The sequence below is a fragment of the Streptomyces sp. NBC_01116 genome, assembly GCF_041435495.1.
GTDB lineage: Bacteria > Actinomycetota > Actinomycetes > Streptomycetales > Streptomycetaceae > Streptomyces.
This window is the reverse complement of the sequence record NZ_CP108644.1, coordinates 2,119,023-2,132,579: the sequence shown is the minus strand read 5'-3', so window position 1 is coordinate 2,132,579 and position 13,557 is coordinate 2,119,023. Positions and strand designations below refer to the sequence as shown.

The following is a 13,557-nucleotide window of genomic DNA, read 5'->3' as shown; positions in this document are numbered from 1 at the left end:
CATGGCGCCGAGCCTGGCGGCGGCCCCCGGGGTCTGGATCCTGTTCTCGGCCGCCTGGAACCCCGCCGCCGGACCGCTCACCGCACGGGACCGCGCCCGGGCGGACCGGCTGACGGGCCCGGCCCGGCGGACCGCGCACCTGGCCGGCCGGAGCGCCCTGCGCGCCCTGCTGACCGAGCGCTTCCCCGAGGCCGCCGCCGCGGACATCGCGTACGGGCCCACCGGCCGCCCCCACCTGCCCGACCGGCCCCGCCTCGGCGTCAGCGTCAGCCACAGCGGCACGGCGGTCGCCGTCTGCGCCGCGTACGACCGCGAGGTGGGCATCGACGTACAGCAGCCGCCCCGGGAGATCGCCGACCCCCTCCTGCGGTGGTGCGCGCCGCGGGGCCGCGGCGCACTGCTGGCTCTGCCGGCGCAGGTGCGGGCACGGGAGTTCGCCTGGCTGTGGACGGTGAAGGAAGCCCTCGGCAAGGCCGCGGGCCCCGGCCTGGCGGGCCCCGCCTTCCACGCCGAGCCCGCACCCGGCGCCACCGGGGGCACCTGGGGCCGCTACACCTGGGCCAGCCTGCGCGCCTCCTCACGCCTCCCGCTCAGCTGCGCGTACGGCCCGATCGCGACGGACGCGCCCGACCACCGGATCGCGACGCACGTGCCCGACGACCGGATCGCGACGCACGTGCCCGACCGCCCGAACTCACCGAAAGGCCAACCGACGTGAACGCCGCCCAGGAGTGGCTGCACCCCTTCGCCACCGCCACCACCGCCCGCCCGCCCGGTGCGACGCCCCGGGCCCGCCTCGTCTGCCTGCCGCACGCGGGCGGCTCCCCGTCGTTCTTCCGCGACTGGCCGCGCCACCTGGCCCCGGACATCGAGCTGAGCGCCGTCTGCTACCCCGGCCGCCAGACGCGCTTCGCGGACCCGGTCATCACCGACATGCGCGTCATGGCGCACCGTCTCGCCGCAGTCCTGGCCACCGGGAGCGACCTCCCGCTGTGGCTGTTCGGCCACAGCATGGGCGCCCTCCTCGCCTACGAGACGGCCCTCGCCCTGCGCGAGGAGTTCGGCCGCCCCGTGGCCGGCCTGCTGGTCTCCGGAGCGGTCCCGCCGCACCGCAACGAGTCCCGGGGCATCCACACCCGGGGCGACGAGGCCATCGTCGCGGACGTCCTGGACATGGGGGCGGCGGAGAGCGAACTGCTCGCGGACCCGGAGTTCCGCGCCTTCCTGCTGCCCGCCTTCCGCGCCGACTACGAACTGATCGAGACGTACCGGCCGACCCCCGGCGCCGCCCCGCTCGACGCCCCGCTGACGGCCTGCTTCGGCACCCAGGACGAGGACGCGCGACGCTGGGTCGACGAGTGGCGCGCGTACGGCTCCGGCCCCACCGCCGTGGTCTCCTACCCCGGCGACCACTTCTACCTCCAGGACGCCGCCCCCGACCTGGTCCCCGACCTGTCCCGCCGCATCCTCGCCCCCCGCCCGGCATGACCCCCGCCCCGACGGCCCGCCGCTGGCTGCTCACCCCGACCGGCGCCACCGCGGGCGCCCCGGACCTGTACTGCTTCCCGCACGCGGGAGGGAACCCGGCCGAGTACGCGCGCTGGGCCGAAGGCCTCGGCGACACCACCCTGCACGTGGTCCGGCTCCCCGGCCGCGCCGGACGCCACCGGGAGCCCCACGCCGCGACCCTGGCCGCCCTGGTGCGGGACTTCATCACCGACGTGCCGCTCGGCAACGGCCCGTTCTCCTTCTTCGGCCACAGCCTGGGCGCCCTGGTCGCGTACGAGATCACCAGAGCCCTGCACACCACCGGCCGCCCGCTGCCCGACCGCCTGATCGTCTCCGCCCTCCCGGCCCCGCACCTGCCGCGCCCCGGACATCCCTTGCACACCCTGCCCGAGGACGCCTTCCTGGAAGCGGTCGCGGCACGCCACGGCGGCATCCCCGAACCGGTCCTGGCCTCGCGCCACCTACGGGCGATGATCAGCGCCCCGCTCCGCGCCGACCTGCGCCTGGCCGAAACCCACCGCCACCACCCCGGCCCCCCGCTCCCCGTCCCCACGACGGTCTTCACCGGCGCCACCGACACCCCGGCCGCCACCGCCCCCGAGGCCTGGCAGCACCACACCTCACCGCCCCTGACCGTCCGCACCTTCCCCGGCGGCCACTTCTACTTCCGCGACAACGAAGCCGCACTCCTGGCGGCCCTGCGCGGGACGCTGACGGCCGCACCGGCGTGAACCCGGTCGTGACAACGGCCGAGGGCCGCCGCCTCCCGGGGGAGGCGGCGGCCCTCGGCCGTGTTCCTGACGCGGGTCAGGAGAGGTGTTCCTAGATGTCGAAGTACAGCTCGAACTCGTGCGGGTGCGGGCGCAGCTGGATCGGGGCGATCTCGTGCGTGCGCTTGTAGTCGATCCACGTCTCGATCAGGTCCGGCGTGAAGACGCCGCCCGCCTGGAGGTACTCGTTGTCCGCCTCCAGGGCGTCGAGCACGGCCGGGAGGGACGTCGGGACCTGCTGGACGCCTGCGTGCTCCTCGGGAGCCAGCTCGTAGAGGTCCTTGTCGATCGGCTCGGCCGGCTCGATCTTGTTCTTCACGCCGTCCAGGCCCGCCATCAGCAGCGCGGAGAACGCGAGGTACGGGTTCGAGGACGGGTCCGGGGCGCGGAACTCGACGCGCTTGGCCTTCGGGTTCGAGCCGGTGATCGGGATGCGCATCGCGGCGGAGCGGTTGCGCTGCGAGTACACCATGTTGACCGGGGCCTCGAAGCCGGGGACCAGGCGGTGGTAGGAGTTGACCGTCGGGTTGGTGAAGGCCAGCAGCGACGGGGCGTGCTTGAGGATGCCGCCGATGTAGTAGCGGGCCATGTCCGAGAGGCCGGCGTAACCCTGCTCGTCGTAGAAGAGCGGCGTGCCGCCCTGCCACAGCGACTGGTGCACGTGCATGCCCGAGCCGTTGTCGCCGAAGATCGGCTTCGGCATGAAGGTCGCGGTCTTGCCGTTGCGCCAGGCGACGTTCTTCACGATGTACTTGAAGAGCATCAGGTCGTCGGCCGCGGCGAGCAGCGTGTTGAACTTGTAGTTGATCTCGGCCTGGCCGGCCGTGCCGACCTCGTGGTGCTGGCGCTCGACCTGGAGGCCGTTCTTGTCCAGCTCCAGGGAGATCTCGGCACGCAGGTCGGCGAAGTGGTCCACCGGCGGGACCGGGAAGTAGCCGCCCTTGTAGCGGACCTTGTAGCCGCGGTTGTTCTCCTCCGACCCGGTGTTCCAGGCGCCGGCCTCGGAGTCGATGTGGTAGAAGCTCTCGTTCGCCGACGTCTGGAAGCGGACGTTGTCGAAGACGTAGAACTCCGCCTCGGGGCCGAAGTACGCGGTGTCCGCGATGCCGGTCGAGGTGAGGTACGCCTCGGCCTTCTTGGCGATGTTGCGCGGGTCACGGCTGTACTGCTCGCCCGTGATCGGGTCGTGGATGAAGAAGTTGATGTTGACGGTCTTGTCACGGCGGAAGGGGTCCACCCGTGCCGTCGACAGGTCCGCGCGCAGCGCCATGTCCGACTCGTGGATGGCCTGGAAGCCGCGGATCGACGAACCGTCGAAGGCCAGTTCCTCGGCCGGGTCGAAGGTCGCTGCCGGGATCGTGAAGTGCTGCATCACCCCGGGCAGGTCGCAGAACCGGACATCGATGAACTTGACGTCGTTGTCCGCTACGTACTTCTGCACTTCGTCGGCGTTCTGGAACATCCAACTCCTCCTACTCCCGGCCCGGGAGGGACGGGGTTGTAGCTCGTGGTGCGGCCAGTGCGGTGGCGCACGATGGACCCGACCATAGGCAGGCGTGATTTCTCAAGCGTGACCCATTTGTTTCGCCCAAGTTAACCGGGGCGGTGGCGGGCGGCATCTCCGCGACTGTTTCCGGTGCCCCGCCCGGCCTCGGGCAAACACCGGCGCAGTACCGTGGACGGGTGGACAACAGGCAAGCAATCGGATCGTGGCTCTCGGGGCCCCGCGCGGCCGCCGAGGAGATGGGCGCCGACTTCGGCTACCGGGGCAAGGGGCTCGGGCTGCCCGAGGAGGGGCCCGGCTCGGTCGCTCCGCTCGGCCGGCGCTTCGGGGCCCTCTTCATCGACTGGACCCTCTGCATGCTGATCGCATACGGGCTGCTCGCCCGCGGTGACCAGCAGGCGGCGGGGAACTGGGCGCTCGGCATCTTCCTCGTGCTGAGCCTGCTGACGGTCGGCACCATCGGCTGCACCCCCGGAAAGCGCCTCCTGGGCGTCCGGGTGGTCGCCGACGACGGCGGGCGGCTCGGGTTCGTGCGGGTCGCCGTGCGGACCGTCCTGCTCCTGCTCGTCATCCCCGCGCTGGTCTGGGACCGCGACGGGCGCGGACTGCACGACCGGCTGTCCCGCGCCGTGCAGGTCCGGATGTGACCTTCCCGACACCGACGCGCTCATGAGAAACGGGGCGGCCCCGGGACCGTTCACCGGTCCGGGGCCGCCCCGTTCTGCGTCACGTCGCAGTCAGCGCATCTTCCCGCCGCGCGGCATCCGCATGCCCTTGGGCATCGGGCCCTTCGGCAGCGGCATGTTGCTCATCAGATCGCCCATCGCGCGCAGCCGGTCGTTGGTGGAGGTCACCTGCGGGCCGGTCAGGACGCGGGGCAGCTTCAGCATCTTGGTGCGGACCTTCTTCAGGGGCACCTGGCCCTCGCCGTTGCCGACGATGATGTCGTGCACCGGCACGTCCACCACGATGCGGGCCATCTTCTTCTTCTCGGACGCCAGCAGGCTCTTCACCCGGTTCGGGTTGCCCTCGGCCACCAGGACGATGCCGGCCTTGCCGACCGCCCGGTGGACGACGTCCTGGCTGCGGTTCATCGCCACCGCGGGGGTGGTGGTCCAGCCGCGTCCGATCCGGTCCAGGACGGCGGCCGCCGCTCCGGGCTGGCCCTCCATCTGTCCGAAGGCCGCCCGCTCGGCGCGCCGGCCGAAGATGATCGCCATCGCGAGGACGGCCAGGACGAAGCCCAGGATGCCCAGATAGACCGGGTGTCCGATCGCGAAGCCGATGCCGAGGAGGACACCGAACGTGACGATTCCGACACCCGCGACGACAAGACCGATCTTGCTGTCGGTCCGCCTGGTCATCTTGTAGGTCAGGGCGATCTGCTTGAGCCGCCCTGCGTTCTCGGCGCTGTCCGCGCCTTCAGTTTTTGCCTTCCTCGCCATGTACCGAAGTTTACGTGGCGAGGGAGCGACCTAGGAACGCTGGTCGGCCACGGCTTCCAGCACGTGCTGGGCCTCCACCCGGTCCTTGGCGCGGCGGCGGTCCTCCAGGACGGCCGTCCAGGCGTTGCGGCGGGCGGTGCGCTGGCCGCTGCTCAGCAGCAGCGACTCGACGGCGCGCAGAGCGGTGGTGACGGACGGTAGTGCGTGGGCGCGGACCGGGGCGGCCTGCATCGTGGTGTTCCCCCTCGGAATGGATGCGCCGGTGGGGCGCGGATGAGTACGGGAAGCAGTGACGGCGGCGGCTGCTGGGGTCGCTGCCGCACGTGTACCCAGGGTCATTGCTCGGTGTTACCAGCGGATGACCGGGTGGTCAAACACCAATGAAGCCTTGATTCCGCCGCCGCGCACGCCGAAGCGGTCCGTACGCGTCCCCGACCTGCGGGGAGCGTCCGGACCGCTTCGATGGCGCGGTTACTGCTCGGCAGTGCTCGTGAGCGGATTCACACGGTCTGTGCTGCCTGGGTGCTCCCGGCGGTGGCGACGCCACGCGCCTCCATCGCCTGCTGGAAGAGACGCCCCGCGCGGTACGAGGACCGCACCAGCGGGCCCGACATCACGCCGGAGTAGCCGATCGCGTCGGCCTCGTCCTTCAGCTCGACGAACTCGTGCGGCTTCACCCAGCGCTCGACCGGGTGGTGCCGTACGGAGGGGCGCAGGTACTGCGTAATCGTGATGAGCTCGCAACCTGCGTCGTGCAGGTCCTGGAGCGCCTCGCTGACTTCCTCGCGGGTCTCGCCCATGCCGAGGATCAGGTTGGACTTGGTGATCAGACCGGCCTCGCGGGCCCGCGTGATGACCTCCAGGGAACGCTCGTAGCGGAAGCCGGGGCGGATCCGCTTGAAGATCCGCGGCACCGTCTCCACGTTGTGCGCGAGCACCTCGGGGCGCGAGGAGAAGACCTCGGCGAGCTGCTCGGGCTCGGCGTTGAAGTCGGGGATCAGCAGCTCGACCTTGGTCGCGCCGGCCTCCCGCTCCGCGGTGAGCGTGTGGATCTGGCGGACGGTCTCGGCGTACAGCCAGGCACCGCCGTCCTCCAGGTCGTCGCGGGCGACGCCGGTGATGGTGGCGTAGTTCAGGTCCATCGTGACGACCGACTCGCCGACGCGGCGGGGCTCGTCACGGTCCAGCGCCTGCGGCTTGCCCGTGTCGATCTGGCAGAAGTCGCAGCGCCGGGTGCACTGGTCGCCGCCGATGAGGAAGGTGGCCTCGCGGTCCTCCCAGCACTCGAAGATGTTGGGACAGCCCGCCTCCTGGCAGACCGTGTGCAGCCCTTCGCCCTTCACCAGCTGCTGCAGCTGCTTGTACTCGGGGCCCATCTTCGCCCGCGTTTTGATCCACTCGGGCTTGCGCTCGATGGGGGTCTGGCTGTTCCGGACCTCCAGGCGCAGCATCTTGCGCCCGTCGGGTGCGACAGCGGACACTCCGGCTCCCCTTTGCTCTCTGCTGCGTTGGATTCGCGTCGGGTTCGCGTGGGATGCGCGAGCGATGCGCGAGGGACTCGCTTTGGATTCTTCGGCTGATACCAGGGTACGCCCGTACATCGAACGGCCTTGCCCCTGCCCAACCTGCGGCCGACGGGGCCTATTCCCCGGCCGGCGGTGGCGGCCGGGCTACTGACCGGTACGGCCGGTGGCCCCTAGGCGGGGGCGGGGGCCGGGGCCGCCTTCGGCTGCTCGACCACGCGCGGTGCGAGCTCCGCGTTCTCCAGGATGTCCCGCAGGTGCTTCTCGGCGACCGGCAGCACCTCCTCGATGGTGATCTCCCGGCCCAGCTCGTTGGAGAGGGACGTGACCCCCGCGTCGCGGATGCCGCACGGCACGATCCGGTCGAACCAGGTGTTGTCCGGGTTCACGTTGAGGGCGAAGCCGTGCATCGTGACGCCCTTGGCGACCCGGATCCCGATCGCGGCCAGCTTGCGGTCCTCGCGGCGCTGGCCGGCGTTGGACGGGGCGTACTCGGGGCCGTTCAGCCGCGGGTCGAACTCCTCGTCCTGGAGCCTCGGGTCGAAGTCCAGCGAGAGCCCGCCCAGCGCCTGGCGCTGCTCGACCGGGTCGCCGAGCACCCAGACACCGCTGCGGCCCTCGACCCGGGAGGTCTCCACGCCGAAGTCGGCGGCCGTGCGGATCAGCGCGTCCTCCAGCCTGCGGACGTGCGCGACGACGTCGACCGGGCGCGGCAGCTTCTGGATCGGGTAGCCGACGAGCTGCCCCGGGCCGTGCCAGGTGATCTTCCCGCCGCGGTCCACATCGATGACCGGAGTGCCGTCCAGCGGACGCTCGCTCTCCGCCGTGCGACGTCCCGCGGTGTAGACGGGCGGGTGCTCCAGCAGCAGACAGGTGTCCGGCACACGGTCCTCGAACCGGTCCGCGTGCACCTCGCGCTGCTTCTGCCAAGCCTCCGTGTATGCGACGGCCTGTTCGCCGAAGCCCAGACGGACGAACCGCAGTTCGCTCACCGATGCCTCCCTACGTGGGCCCCGCGTGCCCGGAGGGGTGTCCCCGGGGTTCACGGCACCCTGCACTGATCGCGCCCCGTCCACTGTACGACCGTCCCCGGAACGGCCCCCCGGCAGGTGCGGGGGCCGGGACCGGAGCCGGGTGCGGGCCCGGGGCCCGGCCGTCCACGGTGCGGACGTTTCCGTCAGCTCCGCCCGGAATCCTCACACGATCGGATGAACGTGGAGCAAAGGGTGGCTGCGACCGCTCCGGCGGCCGCTAAATTCGCGCCGTTCCCATGAGGGCTGCCCGTCCGGCCCCGAAGGCAGGAGACCGTACAGCTGATGTCGGAACGACCCCCGCAGCGCACGCCCAACCGCCGACTCGCCTCACTCATCGCGGAAGCCGGCTTCTCGCACGCCGGCCTGGCCCGCCGGGTCGATCAGCTCGGCCTCGAACACGGCCTCGACCTGCGGTACGACAAGACCTCGGTCACCCGCTGGCTGCGGGGGCAGCAGCCGCGCGGCACCACGCCCGCGCTGATCGCCGAGGTGTTCACCCGGCGGCTCGGGCGGCGGCTCTCCGCGCAGGAGCTCGGGCTCGACGCCTGCGCGCCCGTCTACGCGGGCCTGGAGTTCGCCGCCACCCCCGCCGAGGCGGTCGACATCGTCAGCGGTCTCTGGCGCAAGGACTCCGGCACCCATGTCGAGCTGCGCAAGATCGCCTTCACCCCGGCCGGGCTCGTCGTCCCCAGCCGTGACTGGCTGATCGGCCGGGCCGACGAATGGGTGGCCCGGGACGGCGCCGCCGCCCGCCGGGCCGGGGGAGAGGCCGGGGCCCCCTCGCCCGGCCGCCCCGGCGGGACGCCGCGCGCCGAGGCCCGGGGACTGCCGCGCCCGGCCGTCGGACCGCTGCGGCCCACACCCCCGGGCCCGTCCGGCACGCATCCGCCCGCCGCCCACCCCTCCGTCACGCATCCTCCCGCCCCGCATCCGCCCGCCGCCGGGGCGCCGGCCGGGGCCGGAGCGCTCCCCGTGGTCCCGCGCCAGCGCCAGACGGACCGCGGCCCCGGCCAGCGGGTCGGCGGCGGGGACGTCGCCGCGCTGCGCTCGGTCGGCGAGCTGTTCCGCACCCTCGACCACGCCTACGGAGGCGGCCACGCCCGGCAGGCCCTCGTGCGGTATCTGGAGCACGAGGCCGAGCCGATGCTCCGGGGCACGTACGGCGAGGCCACCGGGCGGCGGCTGTTCGCCGCGGTGGCCGACCTGACCCGGCTGGCCGGCTGGACCTCGTACGACATCGCCGCCCACGGCCTGGCCCAGCGGTACTTCGTCCAGGCGCTGCGGCTCGCCCAGGCCGCCGGGGACCGCGGGTACGGCGCCTACGTGCTGATCACGATGAGTCGCCAGGCGGTCTACCTCGGGCACGGCAGGGAGGCCGTCCAGCTCGCCCGCGTGGCCCAGCAGGGCGTCGGCTCGGCCGCCCCGCTGCTCGTCCAGTCACTGCTGCACGCGGTCGAGGCGCGCGGGCACGCCGTGCTCGGCGAGGCACGCTCCTGCACGGCCGCCCTGACCCGGGCCGAGCACGCCCTGGAGACCGCACGCCCCGGCGACGAGGTGCCGCACTGGGCCCGCGACTTCGACGAGGCGCAGCTCGCCGACGAGCTGGGCCACTGCCACCGCGACCTCCAGCAGTACCGGGCCGCCGCCCAGCACGCCGAGCGGTCGCTCCAGCTGCGCGCACCGGCGTACGCCCGCAGCAGGCTGTTCTGCCGGGTGGTCCTCGCCTCGGCCCGGCTCGGCCTGGGCGAGCTGGACCAGGCCTGCCTGCTGGGCGCGGAGGCCGCCCAGCAGGCGGCCGAGATGCGCTCGGTGCGCGCCACGGAGTACGTACGCGCCTTCGAGCGCAGCCTGGAGCCCTACCGGGACGCCGTCGCCGTACGCGGCTACCGCGACCGGGTCGCCGCCCTCGGCTGAGCCGACGCCCGGCGGAAGCCCCCGGCCGAGATCCTCGGCGGAAGCCCCCGGCCGAGACTCTCGGCACCGCACCGCACCGCACCGCACCGCACCGCACCGCACCGGTCGGGGCGAGCCCCGGGGTGCCTCACGCCGCCTCCGGCAGGTGCGGGCTCCCCTCGTGCGTGCCCGGGACCGCCAGGTCGGTCAGGATCGCCTCGGCCGCCCGCCGCCCCGAGTGCAGCGCGCCCTGGACCGTGCTCGTGTCCCGGTGGTCACCGCACACGTACAGCCCGGCCAGCACCCGCACCGGGCGGCGCGGATCGTGCGGGGCCTCCATCGCGGGCACCGCCTCCGGGTCGTGATGGGCCGCCAGCAGCTCCCAGCCGTCCGTCGGCACCCCGTACAGCGCCGCCAGGTGCGCCCGCACCGAGCGGTCCAGGTCCGGCGGCGGGGTCCCGAGCACGGTCGAGGTGATCAGCGTCCGGCCCTCCGGCGCCCGCGAGGGGTCGACCTCGCTCATCACCGCGGTGTACGCCACCGGGCCCGACCGGTCGCCGTCCAGCACCAGTGATCTGCCCGTGGGCGGCGGGGCGGGCGCGCTGTGGTGAAGGACCGTCACCGGGTGGAAGGACGGCACCCGCAGACCGGGCAGCAGCTCGGCCGCGGCCCCCGCGCCGGTCGCCAGCAGCAGGGAGCGGCACCCCAGCTCACCGTGTTCCTTGGTGCGTACGGAGGTGATGTCGGCGGCCGTCACATGCACCCCGGTCCGGACCGTGCCCGGCGGCAGCGAGGCCGCCAGCAGCTCCGGCAGCGCGGACGACCCGCCCGCCGGAACGCACAGGCCGCCGCGCGCGTAGTCCCGCAGGGCGAGATCGGCGCACCGGCTCGACGTGGCGAGGGCGGGGTCGCTGAGCAGGGTGGTGAGCAGCGGGCGCAGGACGCCGTCCACCGTGCGGGCGGGCAGGCCCAGGCGGGGCAGGGCGCCGACGACGGTCCGCTCCGGGCGGGCCAGGAGCCGGGCCTGCGGGACGGCCGCCAGCCGGGACAGCGCCGCGCCCAGCCGGGCCCGGTCGATCGCGCCGGTCACCGCGCCGCCTCGGCCGCCCCCGCGCGCCGGGGCGCCGTGCTCGTGCCCGTACGCGCCCTGCGCCGCCCAGGGTGCGCGAGGAGCCCGGGGGGCCCGGACGGCTCGGGGGGCGCTCGATCGGGTGCGCACTGCCTTGAGTGCGCCCCTCGCGCTCCGTATGTCGCCGGTGAGCTGGCGACGGCCCTCGCTGTGGACCAGGACACCCGGCGCGAACGCCCGCAGCTCCGGGGCGCCGAGCCCCGGGGTGCCGGTCAGCTCGGGCCAGGACGTGCAGAGGAGCGGGCCGAGCCGGTCGAGCCGGAACCCGTCCACCTCGTCGGTGGCGAGCCGGCCGCCCACCCGGGGCTCGGCCTCCAGGACACTGACCCCGAGCCCCGCCCGGATGAGCAGGTGGGCCGCTGACAGGCCGGCGATTCCGGCTCCGATGATGACCACGTCTGCGTGGTGTGCCGTGCTGCGCACATGCCCCTCCCCGAGTCGGTGCGACTGGTGGGAGGCTCATGCCCCCAACAGACCCCCGGAATGCCGGAGTTCGCAACGAGGCTAGGAGGATGGCTGATACTGCGTCAGACGCGCGCGCCGGGGAGCACCGGGGCACGGGGTCGCACGCGCCGCGCCCGGCGGGGTGGTGGAGGTCGCGCGGCCCCGGCCCTCCGGCGCGGACCAGCGACCCCCGCCGTGCCTCGCCCCGCCGCGTCCTGCCCCGCCCAGACCCGCCCCGCTCAGCGCAGTGCGGCGCGGATCGCCCCGTCGATACCGGGGAAGGCGAACGAGAAGCCGGAGTCCAGCAGCTTCGCCGGGATCACCCGCTGGCTGCCCAGCACGTCCTCCGCGAACTCCCCGAGCGCGAGCCGCAACGCGGGCGCCGGCGCGGGGAACAGCGTCGGGCGGCGCAGCACCCGGCCCATCGCCGCGGTCACCTCGGCGTTGGTGACGGGCTTCGGCCCGGTCAGGTTCACCGGCCCGGTCAGCGACTCGGTGTCCAGGATGTGGCGCAGCGCGGCGACATGGTCGTGCAGAGCGATGAAGCTCCAGTACTGGCGGCCGTTGCCCAGCTTCCCGCCGAGCCCCGCCTTGAACAGCGGGAACAGCCGCCCCCAGGCCCCGCCCTCGCGGCCCACGACCAGCCCGGTCCGCGCGTGCACCGTGCGGACGCCCGCTTCCTCGGCGGCGACGGTGGCCGCCTCCCACTCCTCGCAGACCGACGGCAGGAACCCGTCCCCGGGCGGCGCGCTCTCGTCCACCGGACGGTCCCCGGTGTCGCCGTAGAAGCCGATGGCGGACCCGGCGAGCAGCACGCGGGGCGGGGTGTCGAGCGAGGCGACGGCCTCGGCGACGGCGGCGGTGCCCAGGACCCGGCTGTCCCGGATCTCCTGCTTGTAGGCGTCGGTCCAGCGGTGGTCGCCCACCCCGGCCCCGGCCAGGTGCACGACGGCGTCGCAGCCGACGAGGCCGGCCACGTCCACGTAACTTCGCTTGGGGTCCCACTCGACCTCGTCGCCGGCTCTGGCGGGACGGCGCACCAGGCGGGCCACCTCGTGCCCGTCGGCGCGCAGCGAGCGCACCAGCGCCGCTCCGATGAGTCCTGACGATCCGCTGACGGCGATACGGGAGCTCGGCATGGGCCCATCCTGCCCCATGAAACGCCTCGAACACCGGGAACACCGCGTGGCACAGTGACCCCATGGTCCAACTCACCCTCCGCCCCGTCCGCACCGCCGCGCCCGCCGACGACGACCGGCTCGCCGAGCTCGACCGGTCCACCTGGTCGACGCTGCACGCGGTCCTGCCGAAGCCCGCGCCCCCGTACGAGCCCTTCTTCGGGGAGCGGTATCCGCCGGAGGACTTCCTCGTGGTGGAGGCGGACGCGGAGACGGAGGGCGGCGCGGCCCGGATCGCCGGGTACATACGCCTCGTCCCGCCCACCCCGCTCGCCGCCAACGCCCACGTCCGCCAGATACGGGGCCTCGCCGTGGCGACCTGGGCGCGCGGGGCCGGTGTCGGGCGGATCCTGGTGCGGGCCGCGTGCGCCGAGGCCCGCCGCCAGGGCGCCAACCGGATCACGCTGCGGGTGCTCGCGCACAACGACCCCGCCCGCGCCCTGTACGCCTCCGAGGGCTTCGCCGTCGAAGGCGTGCTGCCCGGGGAGTTCTTCCTGAACGGGCGCTACGTCGACGACGTCTGCATGGGACGCTCGCTCGGCCCCGCCTGAGCGCCGGGGGTCACCGGGGCCCGAAGCGGTCCCACAGTTCGGGGAAGCGGGCGGCGAGCGCCTCCTCGTCCTCGAAGTCGACCGGGGAGCCCAGCGGCTCCGCGGCCTGCGGCGGCAGCCCCAGGTCCGGCGCGACCACGCCGGTGAGCTGCTCGTACGCCTCGTCGGCCGCGTAGCCCAACTCCTCGCCGTCCCCGTCGATCCGCTCGTCGAAGTCCTCCAGCAGCTCCGCCAGGCCGTCCGGATCGTGCAGCGCCCCCTCGAACACCTCCCGGCCCTGGCCGATCAGCCAGCAGCGGAAGTAGTCGAACGCGTCGTCGCTCGCCCCGCCCAGCAGCACGGCCGCCGCACCCCACAGATCCCAGTGGTAGGCGCGGTTGTAGCGGGCCTCGAAGTGCCGGGCGAAGTCCAGCACGGAATCGGGATCGAGCTGCACCAGCCGTTCCACCAGCAGGTCGGCGTGGTCCTCGGGGTCGCCTTCGGCGGCCTCGCGGGTGCTGTCGATGATCTCCCAGAATTCCGTTTCGTCCATCACGGGTCCAGCATCCAGCCTGCGGAGGGCTCCCGCACGCGCTGA

The 13,557-nt window shown here is 73.6% G+C and carries 14 protein-coding genes; 6 read left to right on the top strand and 8 right to left on the bottom strand.

Annotated elements, in window-relative coordinates; all coding sequences use genetic code 11:
• Position 1: 1 nt before the first annotated feature.
• Genes OG245_RS09300 through OG245_RS09290 form a run of 3 tightly spaced genes read left to right on the top strand, consistent with a single transcriptional unit; the run spans position 2 to position 2,240 of the window.
• Positions 2-718, top strand: coding sequence for a 4'-phosphopantetheinyl transferase superfamily protein (locus OG245_RS09300; protein ID WP_371623043.1), 717 nt, complete (start codon positions 2-4; stop codon positions 716-718).
• A complete protein-coding gene (locus tag OG245_RS09295) occupies positions 715-1,488 on the top strand; it encodes a thioesterase II family protein (RefSeq protein WP_371623042.1) in 774 nt (257 codons plus the stop codon). Before OG245_RS09300 ends, OG245_RS09295 begins: the two co-directional genes overlap by 4 nt.
• Entirely contained in the window at positions 1,485-2,240 is a 756-nt protein-coding gene (locus OG245_RS09290) for a thioesterase II family protein (RefSeq protein ID WP_371623041.1), read from the top strand. Before OG245_RS09295 ends, OG245_RS09290 begins: the two co-directional genes overlap by 4 nt.
• 91 nt (positions 2,241-2,331) lie before the next feature.
• Here the strand turns inward: OG245_RS09290 and glnA are convergent, their stop codons facing one another.
• Positions 2,332-3,741, bottom strand: a complete 1,410-nt coding sequence (gene glnA, locus OG245_RS09285) for a type I glutamate--ammonia ligase (protein WP_371623040.1) — start codon at positions 3,739-3,741, stop codon at positions 2,332-2,334.
• A 281-nt stretch (positions 3,742-4,022) separates the two neighbouring features.
• Between glnA and OG245_RS09280 the strand changes: the two genes are divergently transcribed.
• Positions 4,023-4,430, top strand: coding sequence for an RDD family protein (locus tag OG245_RS09280; RefSeq protein WP_371627846.1), 408 nt, complete (start codon positions 4,023-4,025; stop codon positions 4,428-4,430).
• Between the two features lie 90 nt (positions 4,431-4,520).
• Here the strand turns inward: OG245_RS09280 and OG245_RS09275 are convergent, their stop codons facing one another.
• The 4 genes from OG245_RS09275 to lipB form a co-directional block, all read right to left on the bottom strand.
• Positions 4,521-5,228 (bottom strand): DUF4191 domain-containing protein, encoded by a 708-nt coding sequence (locus OG245_RS09275; protein WP_371623039.1) that lies wholly within the window; start codon positions 5,226-5,228, stop codon positions 4,521-4,523.
• A 30-nt stretch (positions 5,229-5,258) separates the two neighbouring features.
• Positions 5,259-5,459, bottom strand: a complete 201-nt coding sequence (locus OG245_RS09270) for a hypothetical protein (protein WP_018958119.1) — start codon at positions 5,457-5,459, stop codon at positions 5,259-5,261.
• 269 nt (positions 5,460-5,728) lie between these two features.
• A complete protein-coding gene (gene lipA, locus OG245_RS09265) occupies positions 5,729-6,709 on the bottom strand; it encodes a lipoyl synthase (protein ID WP_371623038.1) in 981 nt (326 codons plus the stop codon).
• A gap of 215 nt (positions 6,710-6,924) precedes the next feature.
• On the bottom strand, positions 6,925-7,743 hold the full coding sequence (gene lipB, locus OG245_RS09260; protein ID WP_371623037.1) for a lipoyl(octanoyl) transferase LipB: 819 nt from the start codon (positions 7,741-7,743) through the stop codon (positions 6,925-6,927).
• Between the two features lie 324 nt (positions 7,744-8,067).
• On the opposite strand from lipB, the gene OG245_RS09255 reads away from it, so the two are divergent.
• Complete coding sequence (locus OG245_RS09255) at positions 8,068-9,699, top strand: regulator (protein ID WP_371623036.1); 1,632 nt, start codon at positions 8,068-8,070, stop codon at positions 9,697-9,699.
• A gap of 127 nt (positions 9,700-9,826) precedes the next feature.
• Here the strand turns inward: OG245_RS09255 and OG245_RS09250 are convergent, their stop codons facing one another.
• Entirely contained in the window at positions 9,827-11,230 is a 1,404-nt protein-coding gene (locus OG245_RS09250) for an FAD-dependent oxidoreductase (RefSeq protein ID WP_371623035.1), read from the bottom strand.
• Between the two features lie 260 nt (positions 11,231-11,490).
• Positions 11,491-12,390, bottom strand: a complete 900-nt coding sequence (locus tag OG245_RS09245; protein ID WP_371623034.1) for a TIGR01777 family oxidoreductase — start codon at positions 12,388-12,390, stop codon at positions 11,491-11,493.
• Between the two features lie 62 nt (positions 12,391-12,452).
• Between OG245_RS09245 and OG245_RS09240 the strand changes: the two genes are divergently transcribed.
• Complete coding sequence (locus OG245_RS09240; protein ID WP_371623033.1) at positions 12,453-12,980, top strand: N-acetyltransferase family protein; 528 nt, start codon at positions 12,453-12,455, stop codon at positions 12,978-12,980.
• Positions 12,981-12,990: 10 nt separating this feature from the next.
• Here the strand turns inward: OG245_RS09240 and OG245_RS09235 are convergent, their stop codons facing one another.
• Complete coding sequence (locus OG245_RS09235) at positions 12,991-13,512, bottom strand: DUF4240 domain-containing protein (RefSeq protein WP_371623032.1); 522 nt, start codon at positions 13,510-13,512, stop codon at positions 12,991-12,993.
• Positions 13,513-13,557 lie beyond the last annotated feature (45 nt).